Raw genomic sequence first — 17,344 nt, 5'->3', positions numbered from 1 at the left:
TCCAAATGCGCTAATTTTGTCGAATTAGCGCTCAATCTGGTGGTGGATAAAGCGGTTAAACTGAAATTGCAGTGAATTGATCATGTGCGATGACCATCGGACGGCGCCATTTTCAGGGAGTGTCTGCGGCATCCATACGGCCCAGGCAAACAGCGCCATACACAGGGCGCGCTCCAGCTGGTTACCTTTTTGCGGCCGGAGGATCGGCAGACGAAAACGCCAGCGGCAGGGCCAGAGCAGGGGGACGCCCGCCGGGGTGAGCATGTCTGCCAGAATATGGCTAAGATAGCCCAGCACCATCCCCTGGATGGCGTCAGCGGGGATTAGCCAGCTGTCCGGCACTTTTAAATAGAAGAGGGTAAGGGCAGCGAACACCGCCAGCAGGCTGTGCGTAAAGCCGCGATGGCCGCACGCCCGGGCGATGGGTTTTGAGATCCACTTCAGCCGCTGCCCGAGCAGTGACTTGGGATGATCGATATCCGGTAACAGGCAGGTCAAAACTGCCGATGGCACGATATGCCACCAGTCACCCTGCGCCAGCACCGGTGTAAGCTCAGCGTTTTTGGCAAACACTGCGCAGGCGAGAGAAAAGAGCAGATGACCTTCCGCCGTCATGATAAAACCCACTAAACTGTCGATGCATCCAGTATAGGGATTTTATACAGTAGACGGAAGTAGTGACGGTGTAACTCTTTGTCACAAAGCTGTTAACGTGCCAGCCAGCCACCATCGACGGCCAGGGTATAACCGTTCACATAGTCTGAGGCGGAAGAGGCGAGAAACACTGCCGGACCCTGCAGATCGTCCGGTTTGCCCCAGCGACCCGCCGGAATGCGGTCGAGGATCGCTTTGCTGCGCTGTTCGTCATCGCGCAGCTGCTGGGTGTTGTTGGTGGCCATGTAGCCCGGCGCGATGGCGTTAACGTTAATGCCGTGCTGCGCCCACTCGTTGGCGAGTAAACGGGTTAGCCCGAGTACGCCACTTTTTGAGGCGGTATAAGAGGGCACGCGGATCCCCCCCTGGAAGGACAGCATAGAGGCGATATTAATGATTTTGCCGCCTTTTCCCTGGGCAATAAACTGGCGGGCCACGGCCTGAGAAAGGAAAAAGACCGATTTCAGGTTGAGGTTCATCACCTCATCCCAGTCCTTTTCGCTGAAGGTCAGCGCATCTTCCCGGCGAATAGTCCCGGCGTTATTGACAAGGATATCAACGCGTCCCATGTCGGCTACCGTCTGTTCAACAATACGGGGAATGGCGTCCTGCTTGCTGAGGTCGGCCTGAATCGCCAAAAAACGGCGCCCCAGTGCCTTAACACCTGCGGCAGTCTCTTCGGGAATGCGCCGGTTGACGCTGACGATGTCGCAGCCCGCCTGGGCCAGACCCAGCGCCATACCTTGGCCGAGTCCGGTATCACAGCCGGTAACGATGGCAACTTTTCCTGCAAGATTAAAGGCGTCCAGTATCATACAGACCTCAGAATGTAGGGGATATTATTGTTCTGAGGTAAGCATAGAAGCAGTTGCAGAGAAGATCAAACTAAAATGAAATGGTGTTTTAATAATTTTTAAAACGATCATGATTGCGGGCAACAGCGCGTTGCCCGCCAGTGATATCACCCGCGCAAATGCGCCACGGTGAGATCTTGCAGAGAGGTCAGTCTGGCATCCGCCAGTGCGTAACGGGCATCATGCTGGTTCTCTTCAGCTGGCACAACGATAGAGCGCATCCGGGCCGCTTTGCTGGCGATCATGCCATTCACGGAGTCTTCCAGCGCCACGCAGGCTGTCGGGTCGACGCCCAGCTTCGCTGCGCAATCCATATACACCTGCGGGTGCGGTTTGCTATAAGGCAGTTTTTCTGCCGAGGCCAGCGCGTCAAAGCTATCGCGCAAATCGAACATGATGAGCACCTTTTCCAGCATATGCAGCGGTGAAGCGGAGGCGAGACCCACCTTCAACCCTTCCGCTTTACATAAGGCAACGGCCTCACGGGCACCTTTCAGCAGCGGGCGATTCTCTTCTACCAGCGTGATGGCCCGGTTGATGATGCGATCGGTTACCTCATCCCGGCCCGGACCTACCCACGGCTGGTGGGCGTACCAGAGCTCTACCACCATATCGATACGCAGCCCCAGGGTATCAGGCAGTTCGTGGCGGCGGCTGATATCCACGCCCAGGCTTGCCATCACATCCAGTTCAGCCCGATCCCACAGCGGCTCGGAATCAATCAGTAATCCATCCATATCAAAAATGGCAGCAACAATTTGACGCGGCGTCGACATGCAACCTCTCCTTTCATTGGTTTTAGCGGGGGTAAGAGCTATCTCACCCCGGCAATTTAGCATATCGCCAGTAAAGAGCGGGCGAAAATGACATCCAGCAGGTAGACTTAGCCTCAAAGGATGTAATTTGATAATGAGGAACCAATGACATATCAACAAGCTGGACGCGTCGCGATACTGAAAATCATCGCCGGATGGGTAATTTTTATTCCGTCAGTTATCTCGACCATTATTTCTGTCCTGAAATTTATCTATGACCACAGCGAGAAACAGGCCGGGATCAACGCCGTGATGCTTGATTTTGCCCATGTCATGATTGAGGTGATGCGATTCAATACGCCGTTTTTGAATTTCTTCTGGTACAACTCACCGACGCCCGACTTCCGGCAGGGGATGAACATCGCGTTCTGGATTATTTTTGCACTGATCTTCATTGCTCTGGCGCTACAGGCCTCGGGTGCGCGGATGCGCCGACAGACCCGCCTGATCCGTGAAGGATTAGAGGCTCAGCTGATTCTGGAGAAAGCAAAAGGGGACGAGGGATTAAGCCGCGAGCAGATTGAAGCGCGCATCGTGGTGCCGAATCACACCATTTTCCTGCAAATTTTCACCCTGTACGTTCTGCCCGTGCTGATGATTGTGGCCGGCTACTTTCTGTTTTCACTGCTCGGCCTGCTGTAAGCCTTCGCTGCCGGGCGCAGATGCCCGGCAGCCTGCGCGTTATGCTGCCAGTACCCTTTCCAGCGCTCTTTGCGCATTCACCAGATGTTCACCACCAAACAGAATGGCGCGGTTCATCAGCGTATAAAGCTGATACACCGGCTGCCTTTGCAGGAAATCTGCCGGCAGTGGCGATACCGACTGGTAGCCATCGTAAATTTGCGGTGGTTGTTCAGGATGAAGCGGCAGCATGGCGAGGTCGCACTCTCTGTCTCCCCAGTAGCAGGCCGGATCGAAAATATAGGGACCGTCCGGACCCAGCGCGCAGTTGTTTGACCATAAATCGCCATGCAGCAGCGAAGGCTGCGGCTGATGCGAAGCCAGGCGCTGCTGAATATGATCGACTATGGCGTCAATGTTGCCGAACTCCAGTCCTTTTTCCGCCGCCAGTTCCAGCTGCCAGCCGATGCGCTGTTCGGCAAAGAAGGTGGACCAGCGTCGTTGCCAGGCGTTGGGCTGGGGAGTGGTGGAGAGGTCGTTGTCAAAATCGAGGCCGAACTGCGGCTGGTCGCTCCACTGGTGCAGACGCGCAATCTGTTGCCCCAGAATAAAGGCGTTGTGGGCGTCGAGCGGGCGGGGCGGGAGATAGTCCATCACCAGAAAGCTGTAGTCGCGATCGCTGCCGACGGCCCAGACCTTAGGTACACAGACGGTTTTGCTGCGGGAGAGCAGTTCCAGCTGGTCTGCTTCTGCCGTGAAGATGGGCAACAGTTCACGTTCGTCGCATTTTACGAAGAGTTCCCGACCTGCATAACGCAGATGCCATGCGGCGTGGATTTCGCCCCCTGGCAGCTCATTGCGCAGTTCAATTTCACCTTCGCCCAGTTGTTCACTTAAAAGATGACTGATAGCCTGCCACATGATCGCTCTCCCATGTTGTCTGCCAGATCATAAAGTTAGCGTGAAACTCAGGTAAAAATATACGAGCTAGCGCACAGAAGGGCCGTTTGGTTGGCCCTGGGGCATTTATTGTTGCTCTTTGTGCCAGGCTTCCCAGCGGATTACCTCAACCTGCGGCTCTTTCCCGGTTGCGCTCTCCACGAGCCCTGTCGCCAGCGCCTTTACGTCGTCTTCGCTTAACGGGCTGACCAGACCGTAGGTATGGGTTCCCAGCTCATGTAGCGTGCCGTCATCGTCGGTCATGGTCATTAAAAAACCGCCGCGGGTAAGATGGTTGTTGATTTCATTGAGCTCAGTCAGCGAATCTTCATGAACCTTAACGGTTACCACGTAGCGCGCGATCTCTCCACTGCCCATAATTCACCTCGTTGTTATCACGAAAGTTTTTTTAGCATAGTCGATCCATGCCATTTGTCGCCCTCGCCGGATAACCGGGAGGGCAGCCATTACGCATTTGCCAGATAAGTGAATATCTTCTGCGTGTCCTCCAGCGAGCAGAGTCGGGTGCCATGGTTGATGGTCGCGGCGCTGCCTGCCGCCACGCCGTACTGGGTCATCTCTTTTAAGGATGCGCCCTGCGCCAGCTTCAGGGTCATGGCACCGACCATGCTGTCACCTGCGCCGACGGTGCTCTGGCTTTTCATCGGCGGCGGAACCACCTGCACCGAGCCGCTTTCATCAACGGCCAGCGCCCCCTGCGGACCCAGGGAGACGACAACGCGTCGCGCTTTACCGCTCTTTACCAGCTCTTCAGCAGCAGTGCGCACGTCATCAGGCTGGCTGAGATCGCGATTAACCAACGCGCTTAGCTCTTTCTGGTTGGGTTTTACCAGCTCGATGTTGCCGAGAGTGAGTGCGGCATTGAGCGCCTCACCGGAGCTATCAACAATGCAGCGGATGCCGTTCTGCTGTGCGGCGCGGATCAGCTGTGTCAGTTTTTCGGTTTTGACGCCAGGCGGCAGACTTCCGCTGATAACCAGCAGGGCACCGCTCTCAATGGCCAGTACTTTCTCCTCAAGCTGGCGAAACTCATCGTCGCTCAGCGTTGCGCCCGGCATCACAAAGCGATATTGCTCCTGGGTGGATTCAACGTGAACATGCAAATTTTGCCGGGTCCAGTCCTGAGCATCGACCGTATCGACGGCGACCTGCTCGTCAGCAAGAAGAGAGACGAGATGTTCTCCTGTAGCACCCCCCGCAGGAAAAATGGCCGTGGCTTTTCCGCCAAGATGGGTAATGGCTCGGGCCACGTTAATTCCACCGCCGCCGGGCTCGAAAACCGGCACGCTACAGCGGAGCTTACCTTCAGGATAGAGTTGTGCCGTCAGGGTTGCGCTGTCCAGGGAAGGGGAGAGCGTCAACGTATAGATACGATCCATGCTTATCTCCTGTAAGTGAGGTTAGCATTAAGCCTGGCACCGAACCCACGGAAGCGAAAGTAATAACAATATGATTTTCAAAATAAATATCTTTACGTACCGTGACTTTTATTTATAAATATCAGGCGGGTTTGAGATCGTTCTTATTCCAAAAATGAAACAAGAAATCATTGCTATGTTATTTGAGCCTTTTTATAATTTGTTACCTTTCTAAGGATCCCATGGCATTGATCCGCAAGAAAGTTTCCGGGACCGTAATGGTCTCTTTTTTTGTTGTACGGACTCTTTATAAATGAAAACTATAAAGTCTATCGTACAACTCTGATAGACTGATTCCTCATCCCTACACTGTTCAGGCCATGCAGCAATGATTCACCTTGCCATACCTTACCGACGCTTCAGCAGCGACAAGCAAACAGGCAATACATCCCTAACCAGACAGCAAGACCTCGTCACCAAATGGCTGTCTAAGAATCCTGAATACAAGACTCTTCCACAGTATGACTATGTGGATGAAGCTGTGTCGGGTTATCACGGTGACAATATCAAATTTGGTCAGTTAGGGGAATTTATCTCGGAAGTGGAGAAGGGCACCTTCAACCATTACAAGGCTCCGACGCTCCTTATAGAAAACTTTGACCGTTTCGGTAGGCTTAAGCCCCGTAAAGCTCTGGGATACATCACCGATATTTTGGAGGCTGGCGTATCCATCTGCCTGCTAGACCGTGGTGAAGTCATTACCCCTGATAAGGTGGATGATGATTTCTTTCTCATGCAGTTGGTGATGACAGCTTCCCGCGCCCATGGTGAGAGCAAGCGTAAGTCTGACAATGTGACTAAAGCATGGCAGATTAAAGCCGAAGGCATTGCAGACGGTGCAACCCTGACTCGTAACGTACCATTCTGGATTAACCCGGATAACCGCCAACTTGTGATTCCTGAACGAGCGAAGCTGGTGGAACGTATCTTCAAAATGCGTCTTGAGTCGATGTCCTGTTACGCTATCGGTAAAATTCTCAACCAGGAGGGTATTCCGGTATACACACACCGTACAGTGACCCCCGGTAAGGAATATAAAAAACGCAGAGTCGCCCCTTGCTGGCATTCAGCTAACGTATCCGGGCTACTGTCTAATAAAGCTGTTCTGGGTATCCTGCCCGCTCAACAGGTCAATAAGCATAACAAGCACCGTCAGGATACCTTACGTACTGATACGCCCGGCTACTATCCTGCTGTTATTTCAGCGACACTCTTTGCAGCGGTTCAATCCCTTAAGGATGAAAAGCACGGTAAGAAGCGTGTGCTCTCCAACATCAACAGCATCCAAATCTTCAAGAAAATGCTTCGTTGTGTCTGCGGTGCTTATATGGATGTGACTGGCTGTCGTTCAACGTATGCAGGTGTGTTTAAATGCGCCTCAGCGCGTGCAGGTTCAACGCTATGCACTAAGCCATCTATCAACCGCCAGAAGGTAGAGGAAGCCCTCCTGACCCGTCTGTTGCCTTCTCTGACCCGTCTGGATGTTAACCACGAACTATCGAACCAGATTGAAACACTCAAATCTGAGATAAAAGGTTTAGACATACTGATACGCAAAGGTTGGGAAGACTACGAGAACAGTGACCATCCGTTCTACCTCTCTGACGGGCAAGCTTTACGGATTTCTCAGAATGAAAAGAAACGTGAAGAAAAAAGGTCACAGCTTGCTGCACTAAGCGTCACCGAACAGTCATCCGTGTACGAGAATATCAGCCATCTCGACCTTTCCGACTACACACAACGCTGTGAGGCAAGGGTAATCATCAAGCGCATGATTTCATCCATCACCATAGATACGGACAAAGGTTTACTGGATGTGTACCTTGTAAACGGCAACTCCATCACAGGTTTCTGTATTGACTCCACCAGCAATAAAAAGGCTGTATTTACAGAGGCTACAGACGAAGAAAAGCAAGCAGAACTGACAGCAATCATAGGTGAACGTCTACCGCTGGTTATCCCTGCTGGTGACCCTGTTGGAGTGGCTTATGAGCCTATGCTTGATTGGCCTGATGTGGATGCAGACGATTATCCGAATGAATAGAGATTGATATGAAAGAAATCATAAAAGAATTTAGCGTCACCCTGAATGATTCGCTTATCAACGATTTTAGAGATGTTGTAAATGATGAGGGGTTCGCATATCACTACTTCGCGAACAAGGACGGTAGAAATCAATTTAATCCAATTTGTTCTTGTATGGATTGGATTACCGTTGCAGTACGTTCAATAAGCAATTTCCCTGAGCTATCAGAAGACATTGATGTTAAAGCAATGCAGGTCTACTCGCTTATTTCCTCCATCGACATTGTGACTGAAGCTGTGGGGCAGTTACACCGAATCATAATGAATGACCCAAAGAGAAAGGATAAATGGCCTTTCAAAGATTCAACTCATATCTTCGTGGAGAAATCGAGTTATTTATCTGACCGCAATGATGATGATTACTTCAAAGAGATTCGGGCTATCTTTGGCGCACATCCTACCAAACTAGAAAAGGGTAGCGAGAGGATGTTTGCAAGTTGGCCTCACTATCATGCTTTCAATGAAAATGATTTTACCGTCAGCATCTACAGTAACAAACCTGAAAGTGATAACATCATCTTTGGTATAAAAATCAAAGAGCTATTGGAGTATTTAAAAGAGCGGTATGAGTATCTTTCTGTGTTAGGGAAGGTCTTGCAGGATTTAAAAAAGAAACATTACAAGATGCTGTCAAAGAGACCAATACCACCCACAGATAACATCAAGGATGAGTTGCGGGTATTGCTCTCAGAGGTTGAAGTCAGAGGTAACAATGACTATTACCGAATGGAGTTAGGTGACCTGAAGCATATGTTTGAGGGTGACGTTAAAGAGCCTCATCTCATGGATGAAACCAGAGCGTTCAAGGATATGCTATACCCTGCTGTTGCTGAGATTCGAACCAATCTACAGAAAATGAAGTTGGTTGACCTTACAGCCAAGGGTAAAGTCATGTTTTCAGGTTTGCCTGGATATAATTTAGGGTATGAGTTACAAAAAATATTTACATGGTTACACTCTGACCGATATGACCCGTTGAGCAATTACTATCTAGAGCGTCTTAATAAGTTTTCGGATGGGAGGTATTGCTTCAATGCAGTTGACAGCGATAGTACCACCCTATTGAAGATTCATATGATGTTGTACCGCTACCAATAAGAAAACCCCGTACAGTTATTCACTGGTACGGGGTCTTCACAGAATTCTTAAAATACAACTTAACAGTGTTATCTGATGCGTGAGCATCGAGCTACGTGGAGAGCGAGAAGAAAGTGTTAACCGAACTTTTAAAAGATACTGTTAAGTATCTGGTCACACTAAACCATGTTGTCTACGACATAACATGATTTTCTTCATACTGTGACCAACTCGGTTAACCAACACTGTACAGAAGAACAACTTCGAGAAACTCTTAACAGAATATCTCTTTTTATAGCATATTTTTAGTAAAATAGCAATCGCTGCAAAACCAAATAGCACTTTTTGCTAAACAATGCCTGTTGTTGTCTGCTACGTGTTCGGATTGCCCTGCATGATATCTCTTCCGAATCGCTCCTGTAGCGCGCTCTAACGCCTTCTGTGTCCGTGGTGGTGCATATGCATTGCCGGGTGCGTTATCACTGCTCAAGGTGGCTCTGGCAATGGCTCTGGCTCTCTTTCGGGCTGTGGCTGAGGTTTTGGGTGTGTCTGTCGCCTCTTCGTTATCGTGCTGGGTCACTAAGAGGTTACATGGCTTTTCTGAGCCTGCAATGTGAGAAGTGTAAGGTGAATTCTGTTAATGACAATGTTAATAATATGTTGACATTATGTAATAATAATGTTACTATTTCCCTGTCATCGAGATTTTTAGTTGCCATTACCCCCCCCTGAAAGAGCATCCCGTGAAGGGTTTAATTCTCCCTTCGTTCAGTCTTCACTTCCTGGTGAAAAGAAAATCCACGTTAGATGGCGTGGTGTGAATGGTTATACCGTCTTTCTCCAACGGCATAGCCCTCTTCACGAGATGTTCTTCTTGCTTTATCTCAAATACCTCACTTCAGGCTGCCAACTGTGCAGCCATTTTTTTAAATAACATTCATCAGGAAATGAAAAATGAATCTGAATGATTTAACCATCATCGCTTTAGCTCTTATCGCTGCGGATGTAGTAAAAACCGTTTTAAGAACAGTTTTCGGAGGTGCTAATGAGTGACGTAGCAAAGATTTTAGAAGTCCTTGCAGCACAGGAAGAAAGTAGGGTGCAGCAGGAAGCACTTCAGTCACAAAGAGAATCTGACCTCGCTAAACGAAAAGCAGACATTGCCCGGTTGCGTGATGAGCTTTCAGTAGCCGTGCAGAATCGTGAATATACCAAGAGTGTGATGTTAGAACAGTTGCAGCGTGACCCAGCTTTTCACGGTGAGGCCATCGCAAAACTACTTACTGACACTTTTGAAGCTATTTTTGTCCATCTTCACCCAAATGTCGATAAACACATCCAGACGCTTCAGTCAAAAATTGAACGTTTAGAAAATCACCAGGGATAATTATGAATGAAACACGAATTTAATTTAACAAATGCAAGTTTGGATACGCTGAGCTTTAATGAAGTTGCAAACCTATTATATATAGAGCCTCAAGAACTTCTTCAGAGCATTTATAATGAGCTTACCGATTCCGGCATCCCTGATTATATTGCCATCCCATCAGCAAAGAAGGCTTTTATTCTTACGCGTGACGCTGTGAGCGAAACACTTAAAAAGCTTATTGCTAATCAGGTTGATGTATCTGAGTGGGGAGGTCTGGAATGATTAATTTCACTATTCAGAAGGAAATCTTAAATGCAGACCCTGGAAAGCCTGGAGTAACAAAACAGATTATTCCCGCTATGGGAATCTTTAGCGGTGTCGATGAAGAAGCCTTTGCTGCTGCGAAAGCGCAAGCAGATGCTGTTAATGCTATTAATGCGGCGGTCACAGTTGGGCGGGATGAATTTGCCGGGCTAACTGGTACGGAAGCACGTATCGAGATTGAGAAAAAGTACAAGCCACTTCTGACGCAACTCATTCACCAGCATAAAGAGGCATGTAACGCGGTTACGAGATTCGAAGATGAAGAAGATGCTTATTGTGCCAGAGCGTGTGGAAAGTATGCTTCTGAATTAAAACACCCCGAAATCAAAAAGCTTGATGTGGCAGGTGTCGAACACCTTAATCACCTCGTAAAAAGTGGCGCTCTGGAAATTGAAGGATATCACCTCGTCGAGAACAGACCTTCAGTTATGCCCGGTCGCTCTACATTGATTTTTATTCCTTCATCAAAAAGTTCTCTTTTTGCTTACGCTGACACAGAAGAGGCAAAGAGTTATGCGAAAGGTGATTATCAGCGTGAACTAAAGCGCCTAATCAGTAAGCGCAATGCAGCAGCACGAGAACTGACTGAACTTCAGGCGGTTGTTTCTGAACTCTGGAATTCTGTTGAAGATTTTTCGCAGATGTTCGGCAATATTCGTAAAGGTCGCAAGTGACCATCACACAATCAAGAGGCCGCTTACCGTTTTATTTCGGTGGCGGTCTTTTTCGTTTCTAAGGAATATTTATGAATGAGTCAATTTACAGTTAGCTCTTTTGTCATTGAGGTTGGGTTTAAAGAATCTGTTACTCAGAAACTTACCCGCCTTGAATCACAGGTAAACAAAGCAGCTTCACGAATTGAAAAACAGTTAAACGGTGCCTTCTCTCGTCTGAATGGTGCTCAGAAAACAGGTGAGATGTTTAAGCAGATTCAGCGTCAGGCCGACCAGACAAGCAATCACATCCAGAAGGCTCTGCAACGTGGTTTCGCTGTTGGTGGTATCGGTGGCGGTATGTTTGCTCGTTACCAGCAAGAGGGTATGGCTGCTGCTAATGCTGTTCGTGATGCTATGCAAGCCGCTGCACGTGCTGGTGTACCCGCTGGTAATCCACGCCCATATACTCCACGTATTAATAATCGTCTGTCAGGGGCAGAGTCCATCCGTAATTTATCGCATCGACAGACTACGAGTTCCTTCTACGGCAACATGCAATTACGAAACCCTCAATTAGCTCAGCAGTACCAGCAGAGATTAAACGAGCTACGTAACAGTAGCCTGATGGGTAACCGTGACGTAACAGCCTTTCGCGAAAACTTAAGGTCTATGAACTTTGAGTTTTCGCAAATTATGCGTCAGGCATCTATCACACGCTCACAGCAGAGACTTAACGCGATGGAGGGTTCAGGTGCACTGTCTCGTCTGTCTGGTGCAGCTACAACTTTAGCGGTTGGCTTCCTATCCTTACAAAAATCTGTGGAGTTCTTCGGAGAAGCACTTCAGGAAGGGGCTAAGCGTCAGCAGGCATCTACCATGCTCAGAACAGCCTATGGTGACCAGGCTAAAGCGATTACTGCTGCTGTCGATGAGTATGCTAACAAATACGGTGCAGACCGTCTTGAGGCTCGTCAGCAAGCTGCACAGCTTCGTATGACCATGCCCAAAGACATTTTCTCTGACACTGACATCCCTAAATTACTGGAAACGGAAAGCGTCTTTGCGCATCAGACAGGTATGACACAGGATGCTGTAGGACGCCTGAACTACGCCATGCAACAGATAGCCACCAGTACCCATTTGATGGGTGGCGATTGGCTACAGGTAGTAAACGCGTCTCCTGCACTCATTCAGCAGTTGCTACAGCTAACCGGGAAGAAATCTGTCAAAGACCTGAAAGAGCTTGCTCAGACAATGTCTGGTGCTGACTTCGTTCAGAAAATGGTTCAGGCCATGGAACAACTTAACAACAAGACTAACGCTGCTGTGGCTGCTCAGAATTCAATGATGGCGGTGCAGGGTCGCATGAGTAATGCTATTAAAGATTCTCAAGATAAGTTCTTCCAAGGGCTTGAGGGGGGTTTGAAAAATCTGCTAACGGCGGCGGCAGGCTTGCTTGGTGATAATCAGGACATCTTCATGTCACTCGGTAAATCGTTGGGGTCATTCTTCAACACACTTGCAGGATATGTTTATGCTCTCGATAATTTCACAATGATTTCAAAAGCATACTTAGCTGACCTATCCGACTGGTGGAAAAAGTTCTTTAAATCACTTCCCGAACCTGTCCAGAAGGGACTGAGCGGTGTCGGTGATATCATCACGAGCTTCATCAAGGGTGTCTCTGAGGCTGCATTGCTTTACATGGGGGTTGGTATCGCAGGGAAGGGTGCAGGGCTTATGGCTCGTCTTGCTGGCCTTGGTGGTGCAGGTACTGCTGTAACTGGTGCAGGTGCGGTATCTGGTGGTTTCCTGACAGCAATTATCCCAACCGTGGTTGCGGCTGTTGCGTCATATTTTATCGCTAGAGGGACTGGTGATGCAGTCTTTGGTGCTGCTAAGAGTTTCAGTGATAAGCAATATGGTGAAGATAAAATCGCAGGTGGGAATCTGTATAAGAATTCACCTCTCGGAAAAGTGTACACGTGGCTAAATGAGCAATTTGCAGATGTACCTGACAACTGGTCACAGGCTGTGAATGCTCCGTTACTGCCAGGCTTAAACGCTTCTCCTGGTAATAATGCCGCAGCTCCGCAAAGATTGCAGGTGCAGTTATCCCCGGTTCAGTTCAATCCGCTTACGCTGAATATCCCGCTACCTGACAACTCTACCTACACAACTACCGTTGATGTAAATCAGCTTATCCAGAACCAGGCTGAAGTAACTATGATGTCTGCTCAGGGTCTTGGTGGTGGATGGCAGATTCCCGGTCAGAATGCAGGGTTTTCTCCATCTCTGCTGAAGCGTTAATCCCTCCCGTGTGGAGGGGTTTTACGTAACCTTTTATTAACATAAATGCAACATTTCATTGACAAAATGATAATACTTATGATACTATTAATTCATTGGGTTATTATTCTTTTTCCTTGAGGTGTTAATGTATGAGCAACAATTAAACCGCTTACCTTCTGATTTCAAAGTACCTACCGAGCAAGACGTAAAGAACGCTGTCGAACAAGTCCTTGAAGAAATCCTCCCCTCTGTACCAGCACCGTTATTTAAACCTGTAGCGACTATCACCAAGACGGGCAAACCTCGTAAACCGAGAAAGGGTAAAGAGACTCCGAACCTTTACCTGTCAGAGTTCAAACGAATCCACAACTATCACAATATGCCATCTTTGGTGGAGGACATCTTTATGGGTGCAGTACGTCAGACTCCAACTGGTAGCAATATCAATCCATATGTTATTTTCGGACTGCTGAAATCCCTGAGCACTATTTCTACAGAATCCGTTTACATGGCTGTTAATAGTCGCAGACCTAAGCATGAGCATATTTCAGTAGGTTACGCTCAGCAGTTAGCTTGCGCTTGCCGTAACGTTATCAATGCTTTTCAGCATCATGAAGAAGTCAAAAATATAAATGGTTACTATAGAGATGAAACTCTCTACGATGATTTTGACATTGAATCTGATGCAGAGGGTTACAGGAGTCATGTTCAGCCTTTACAGACATCTGAACAGAAAAGGACACTGCTGGTTCAGGCTGGTTTGACTCCATCTCAGGTGGAATCTCACATGAATGGCGACAGAGTGATGTGGGGCTTCAGCATTCACTCTAAGGCCGGTTGCTCTGTTCAGGTTGGTTCTGATTATGTTCAGTGTCGTAGTGAGCCTGAAGATGTTGATAGCCTGATGTGGTTACCCAATCTTCTTTGCTATGTGGATGTGACTACAGGTGAGATGTTCGACTGGTAAGCTACACCGTTAAAAATATAAATGGTTACTATAAGAGACTGACCAAGTCTCTGTGCAGCACACTTCAGAAATTCTCTTTACAGTGTCGGGAGCCATCGGGCATGGCGACCACAGGCTACATAGCGAAGCGAGAGCCGTCTTTTACTGTGACCAAATACCTTACCCATCTGAGCAGAATACTTATCAAATCTTAAGGGCTTTCTTCGTCACTATACGATGACTCATCTTATCCCATGATAAGTGTCTGCTCGCACTCCCTTACGCGTAAGCATCGAGCTACGTGGAGAGCGAGAAGGGTGTTTACAGTATCTGTTTACCCGTCACATCATCATTGTTCGGATTTTCCAAATCCTCAAATGGACTACAGAAACAAGGTTAAAACTATGAAACATACCCCTGAAGAAATCCGTCAGATAGAAATTAACATGAATCGTAAAGTGTCACGTATAGCAAGACACTTCATCTTCTACCAGCTTACAAACCCACAATTTGAAGACCCAATCTTTGAATGTAACCACTCCCTTTATAACCGTGTACTCATCAAAATTCATGAGTATATCGGGTGACCAACAGAGACAATATTAAATGCACATCAACGCCGAACACATCCAACTTCTACGCCTTGCAGAACAAAATCGCCGTAGCAACCCATCAGAGTTGTACAAGGCAGTCCTCATCCTGAAAGGTGAGCGTAAGACTCATGCACAGATTGCTGATGCTCTACAGATTTCCCCTGCCTACGTGAACAAAATTATCACTGTGACACGCAAAGCGGCTGATGCAGTAGATGCAGAATCAGATAAATTATTGATTTGTAATGATATTTGTGGATTTAATTCTAATTCTGATACTGCTTAGACATACGCTAATGCTACCCACCTATCCAATCTGGAATAAACAAAATGCAAAACCCTACTATTCAAACAGCGGCTAATGACGCTGCTGAGACATCTGTGACCATTGCAGAAATCTCTTCTTCTCAGACCTTCCTCGAAGCTGTTCTGTACAAAGATGCTAAAACGCTTCGTACATTCGGTGTTGATGACAAGGCGGTTCAGTCAATCACTCTGGACAAGCAAATTGAGGTAGCCATGAAGTTACTCGCTGCTGATAACAACCTTCGTAGAAGTCAGTCAAAACGTGTTCAGTCTGCGACAATGTTGGGCGATAAGAAACCATCTGCTCCTGTGACAAGTAAGCCTTCACTGGCTGGTAAGCAAGCTGCTACCTTTATCCCGACCCCATCAAAGACCACTCTTAAAGCTGTCTGACCCTCTTCACGTAGGGTATGCCTTAACTGAAAAGGTTCTTTCATGAAAATGGTGTTCACATAGGGTTGTTTAAATTGACCCTGTGTAATGTTTTCACGTAGAATCATTTCATTGGAACCCATTGTGAACACATCATGAAAAACGTCAGAATCTATTGCAGGGCAAGTACGAAAGAGCAAGATGCAAAACGTGCATTGTCACAGCTTGAACAATTCGCCAGTGATAATAATCTGCGCATCGTTGCTCGCTACGTAGAAAACGAATCTGGGGCAAAACTCAACCGTACCGAACTGAGCAACATGCTCAATGAAGCACAGTCAGGTGACGTACTGCTGGTAGAGTCTACTGACCGTTTGTCTCGTCTCGAATCTCAGGATTGGGATAAATTGAAGTCACGTATCAATGATGCTGGAATCTCACTTGTGATTGCAGACTTACCAACTACGCACCAGGCGCTAACATCCACCAGCAATGACCCCGTAACGGCGGGTATCCTCAAAGCGGTAAACTCAATGCTAATTGACATCATGGCTACAATGGCGCGTGAGGACTATACAAAGCGTCGTAAGCGTCAGGCTGAAGGGATTGCTAAAGCGAAGGGGGAAGGGAAGTATCAGGGCAGGCCAGCAAACACAGCGTTACGTGACAAGATTTCATCCTATCTGGTGAGAGGTGGTTATACCTATGCAGAGATAGCAAAGCTGTGTGACTGCTCTCTGGGGATGGTGGCAAAGGTGAAGGCTCTGCAAGCTCAGTAACACAATTTAGAAGTAACCCATTACAGACTGTCTTCGGACGGTCTTTTTTCGTTTCTGTACGTAGATATTTTAAAATTTTGCCAGCAAAGGTACTTAGCCCACCTGAGCCTACTAAGCACGTATACATCGTCGCAGATACTTTAGAGCAGATACGAAAAAGGCTACTATGACAGCAGCCTTGAAATTTATAAGAAAAAAAACAATAAAAATCAGAGGTCTTTTTCTGCTACGTTGAACTTACAATGACCATTAAAACCCACGTTGAGAGTGACCCGTTTGAAGTGTGACTCGTACACACATATCAAATCATTGTTTTCATCCCGGTACTGTTCCTTAAGCGTTGCAGCCTGAGCAGACCAACCCACCAGCAACAGAACAAGTAAGATAATCGTTTTCATGATGCCTACTTAGTCTTACGACTTTTGCAGCCTGCACCCATCAAAGACCAAATGGCGTTACCATTCTCATCTTCCATAGATACAACTAGTGCGGCTGTATGCGGTGCAAAACCATCTGAGCCTGTCACAGTCAGAGTCATGTTATTTTTATCAATAGTTCTGATTATGTAGCCACCAAAATGCTCTGTTACTGGTGGTAGGTCGGTTTGGTGACCATCAACTACCAAAGCTGATTTTACACCGTCACTCGTTAAGCTTGCTTGCTTAATGACTTGTGTGCTGCCGTCCTCTTTCGTTGCAATGAATTGCCACGGGTTTAACAGACACCTCAGAGTCATTTAAGATGGCTTAAAGAGAGGTGCCCATGAGCGGTAAGCGTTATCCCGAAGAGTTTAAAATTGAAGCAGTCAAACAGGTTGCTGATCGTGGTCATTCTGTTTCCAGCGTTGCAACACGTCTCGATATCACCACCCACAGCCTTTACACCTGGATAAAGAAGTACGGTCCGGATTCTTCCACGAATAAAGAACAGTCAGATGCTCAGGCCGAGATCCGCCGTCTCCAGAAAGAGCTGAAGCGGGTTACCGACGAACGGGACATATTAAAAAAAGCCGCGGCGTACTTCGCAAAGCTGTCCGACTGAGGTACGCCTTTATCCGTGACAACACCTTTTGCTGGCCTGTTCGCCTGCTCTGTCAGGTGCTGGATGTTCATCCCAGTGGATTTTACGCCTGGCTTCAGCAGCCGCATTCACAACGCCATCAGGCAGACCTGAGACTGACAGGACAGATTAAACAGTTCTGGCTGGAATCGGGATGCGTCTAT

18 protein-coding genes and 1 pseudogene are annotated in these 17,344 nt (G+C 47.8%); 12 read left to right on the top strand and 7 right to left on the bottom strand.

Going from position 1 to position 17,344, the window contains the following annotated elements; translation table 11 throughout:
- Positions 1-24: 24 nt before the first annotated feature.
- The 3 genes from MXM41_RS07480 to hxpB form a co-directional block, all read right to left on the bottom strand.
- Complete coding sequence (locus tag MXM41_RS07480; protein ID WP_039029065.1) at positions 25-615, bottom strand: metal-dependent hydrolase; 591 nt, start codon at positions 613-615, stop codon at positions 25-27.
- A gap of 92 nt (positions 616-707) precedes the next feature.
- A complete protein-coding gene (kduD, locus tag MXM41_RS07475; protein WP_325930899.1) occupies positions 708-1,469 on the bottom strand; it encodes a 2-dehydro-3-deoxy-D-gluconate 5-dehydrogenase KduD in 762 nt (253 codons plus the stop codon).
- A gap of 146 nt (positions 1,470-1,615) precedes the next feature.
- Positions 1,616-2,284, bottom strand: a complete 669-nt coding sequence (gene hxpB, locus MXM41_RS07470; protein ID WP_325930898.1) for a hexitol phosphatase HxpB — start codon at positions 2,282-2,284, stop codon at positions 1,616-1,618.
- A gap of 144 nt (positions 2,285-2,428) precedes the next feature.
- Between hxpB and MXM41_RS07465 the strand changes: the two genes are divergently transcribed.
- Positions 2,429-2,965 carry a YniB family protein gene (locus MXM41_RS07465; protein ID WP_325930897.1) on the top strand — a complete coding sequence of 179 codons (537 nt, stop codon included), beginning with the start codon at positions 2,429-2,431 and terminating at the stop codon, positions 2,963-2,965.
- A gap of 39 nt (positions 2,966-3,004) precedes the next feature.
- Here the strand turns inward: MXM41_RS07465 and MXM41_RS07460 are convergent, their stop codons facing one another.
- From MXM41_RS07460 to pfkB, 3 genes are all read right to left on the bottom strand, one after another.
- Positions 3,005-3,865, bottom strand: a complete 861-nt coding sequence (locus tag MXM41_RS07460; RefSeq protein ID WP_325930896.1) for a fructosamine kinase family protein — start codon at positions 3,863-3,865, stop codon at positions 3,005-3,007.
- A 105-nt stretch (positions 3,866-3,970) separates the two neighbouring features.
- A complete protein-coding gene (ghoS, locus tag MXM41_RS07455; protein WP_325930895.1) occupies positions 3,971-4,261 on the bottom strand; it encodes a type V toxin-antitoxin system endoribonuclease antitoxin GhoS in 291 nt (96 codons plus the stop codon).
- Positions 4,262-4,350: 89 nt separating this feature from the next.
- Positions 4,351-5,283, bottom strand: a complete 933-nt coding sequence (gene pfkB, locus MXM41_RS07450; protein ID WP_325930894.1) for a 6-phosphofructokinase II — start codon at positions 5,281-5,283, stop codon at positions 4,351-4,353.
- A gap of 367 nt (positions 5,284-5,650) precedes the next feature.
- On the opposite strand from pfkB, the gene MXM41_RS07445 reads away from it, so the two are divergent.
- The 10 genes from MXM41_RS07445 (at position 5,651) to MXM41_RS07400 (ending at position 16,121) form a co-directional block, all read left to right on the top strand.
- Positions 5,651-7,366, top strand: coding sequence for a recombinase family protein (locus tag MXM41_RS07445; RefSeq protein WP_325930892.1), 1,716 nt, complete (start codon positions 5,651-5,653; stop codon positions 7,364-7,366).
- A gap of 8 nt (positions 7,367-7,374) precedes the next feature.
- Positions 7,375-8,505: a hypothetical protein gene (locus MXM41_RS07440; RefSeq protein ID WP_325930891.1), complete on the top strand. Its 1,131-nt coding sequence runs from the start codon at positions 7,375-7,377 to the stop codon at positions 8,503-8,505.
- A gap of 1,024 nt (positions 8,506-9,529) precedes the next feature.
- Positions 9,530-9,871, top strand: a complete 342-nt coding sequence (locus MXM41_RS07435; protein WP_325930890.1) for a hypothetical protein — start codon at positions 9,530-9,532, stop codon at positions 9,869-9,871.
- 6 nt (positions 9,872-9,877) lie between these two features.
- The gene (locus MXM41_RS07430) at positions 9,878-10,135 is read left to right on the top strand and encodes a hypothetical protein (RefSeq protein WP_325930889.1); all 258 of its coding nucleotides are present in this window, start codon (positions 9,878-9,880) and stop codon (positions 10,133-10,135) included.
- A complete protein-coding gene (locus MXM41_RS07425) occupies positions 10,132-10,851 on the top strand; it encodes a hypothetical protein (protein WP_325930888.1) in 720 nt (239 codons plus the stop codon). The genes MXM41_RS07430 and MXM41_RS07425 overlap by 4 nt, the downstream gene beginning before the upstream one ends.
- Positions 10,852-10,926: 75 nt before the next feature.
- Positions 10,927-13,143, top strand: a complete 2,217-nt coding sequence (locus tag MXM41_RS07420; protein ID WP_325930887.1) for a hypothetical protein — start codon at positions 10,927-10,929, stop codon at positions 13,141-13,143.
- A gap of 127 nt (positions 13,144-13,270) precedes the next feature.
- Positions 13,271-14,092, top strand: a complete 822-nt coding sequence (locus tag MXM41_RS07415; protein WP_325930886.1) for a hypothetical protein — start codon at positions 13,271-13,273, stop codon at positions 14,090-14,092.
- A 585-nt stretch (positions 14,093-14,677) separates the two neighbouring features.
- Entirely contained in the window at positions 14,678-14,950 is a 273-nt protein-coding gene (locus tag MXM41_RS07410; protein WP_325930885.1) for a hypothetical protein, read from the top strand.
- A 44-nt stretch (positions 14,951-14,994) separates the two neighbouring features.
- Entirely contained in the window at positions 14,995-15,363 is a 369-nt protein-coding gene (locus tag MXM41_RS07405; RefSeq protein ID WP_325930884.1) for a hypothetical protein, read from the top strand.
- A gap of 134 nt (positions 15,364-15,497) precedes the next feature.
- Positions 15,498-16,121, top strand: coding sequence for a recombinase family protein (locus tag MXM41_RS07400; RefSeq protein ID WP_325930883.1), 624 nt, complete (start codon positions 15,498-15,500; stop codon positions 16,119-16,121).
- Between the two features lie 209 nt (positions 16,122-16,330).
- On the opposite strand, the gene MXM41_RS07395 is transcribed toward MXM41_RS07400, so the two are convergent.
- Positions 16,331-16,519, bottom strand: a complete 189-nt coding sequence (locus MXM41_RS07395; RefSeq protein ID WP_325930882.1) for a hypothetical protein — start codon at positions 16,517-16,519, stop codon at positions 16,331-16,333.
- A 364-nt stretch (positions 16,520-16,883) separates the two neighbouring features.
- Here MXM41_RS07395 and MXM41_RS07390 point away from each other — a divergent pair.
- Positions 16,884-17,344: pseudogene (locus MXM41_RS07390) on the top strand (transposase); the annotation flags it as partial.

Origin of the sequence: Leclercia adecarboxylata (assembly GCF_035787115.1) — a bacterium.
GTDB classification, from domain to species: Bacteria; Pseudomonadota; Gammaproteobacteria; order Enterobacterales; family Enterobacteriaceae; genus Enterobacter; species Enterobacter adecarboxylatus_E.
The sequence above is the reverse complement of the archived record's forward strand: the minus strand, read 5'-3'. Positions and strand labels throughout refer to the sequence as shown.

Bases quoted from the DNA above. Each gene is read 5' to 3' on its own strand.
- MXM41_RS07445 (WP_325930892.1), top strand. From the start codon at position 5,651: ATGATTCACCTTGCCATACCTTACCGACGCTTCAGCAGCGACAAGCAA.
- MXM41_RS07395 (WP_325930882.1), bottom strand. From the start codon at position 16,519: ATGAAAACGATTATCTTACTTGTTCTGTTGCTGGTGGGTTGGTCTGCT.
- MXM41_RS07405 (WP_325930884.1), top strand. From the start codon at position 14,995: ATGCAAAACCCTACTATTCAAACAGCGGCTAATGACGCTGCTGAGACA.
- MXM41_RS07435 (WP_325930890.1), top strand. From the start codon at position 9,530: ATGAGTGACGTAGCAAAGATTTTAGAAGTCCTTGCAGCACAGGAAGAA.
- pfkB (WP_325930894.1), bottom strand. From the start codon at position 5,283: ATGGATCGTATCTATACGTTGACGCTCTCCCCTTCCCTGGACAGCGCA.
- ghoS (WP_325930895.1), bottom strand. From the start codon at position 4,261: ATGGGCAGTGGAGAGATCGCGCGCTACGTGGTAACCGTTAAGGTTCAT.
- MXM41_RS07480 (WP_039029065.1), bottom strand. From the start codon at position 615: ATGACGGCGGAAGGTCATCTGCTCTTTTCTCTCGCCTGCGCAGTGTTT.
- kduD (WP_325930899.1), bottom strand. From the start codon at position 1,469: ATGATACTGGACGCCTTTAATCTTGCAGGAAAAGTTGCCATCGTTACC.
- MXM41_RS07400 (WP_325930883.1), top strand. From the start codon at position 15,498: ATGAAAAACGTCAGAATCTATTGCAGGGCAAGTACGAAAGAGCAAGAT.
- MXM41_RS07415 (WP_325930886.1), top strand. From the start codon at position 13,271: ATGTATGAGCAACAATTAAACCGCTTACCTTCTGATTTCAAAGTACCT.
- MXM41_RS07410 (WP_325930885.1), top strand. From the start codon at position 14,678: ATGCACATCAACGCCGAACACATCCAACTTCTACGCCTTGCAGAACAA.
- MXM41_RS07460 (WP_325930896.1), bottom strand. From the start codon at position 3,865: ATGTGGCAGGCTATCAGTCATCTTTTAAGTGAACAACTGGGCGAAGGT.
- MXM41_RS07420 (WP_325930887.1), top strand. From the start codon at position 10,927: ATGAGTCAATTTACAGTTAGCTCTTTTGTCATTGAGGTTGGGTTTAAA.
- MXM41_RS07465 (WP_325930897.1), top strand. From the start codon at position 2,429: ATGACATATCAACAAGCTGGACGCGTCGCGATACTGAAAATCATCGCC.
- MXM41_RS07430 (WP_325930889.1), top strand. From the start codon at position 9,878: ATGAAACACGAATTTAATTTAACAAATGCAAGTTTGGATACGCTGAGC.
- hxpB (WP_325930898.1), bottom strand. From the start codon at position 2,284: ATGTCGACGCCGCGTCAAATTGTTGCTGCCATTTTTGATATGGATGGA.
- MXM41_RS07425 (WP_325930888.1), top strand. From the start codon at position 10,132: ATGATTAATTTCACTATTCAGAAGGAAATCTTAAATGCAGACCCTGGA.
- MXM41_RS07440 (WP_325930891.1), top strand. From the start codon at position 7,375: ATGAAAGAAATCATAAAAGAATTTAGCGTCACCCTGAATGATTCGCTT.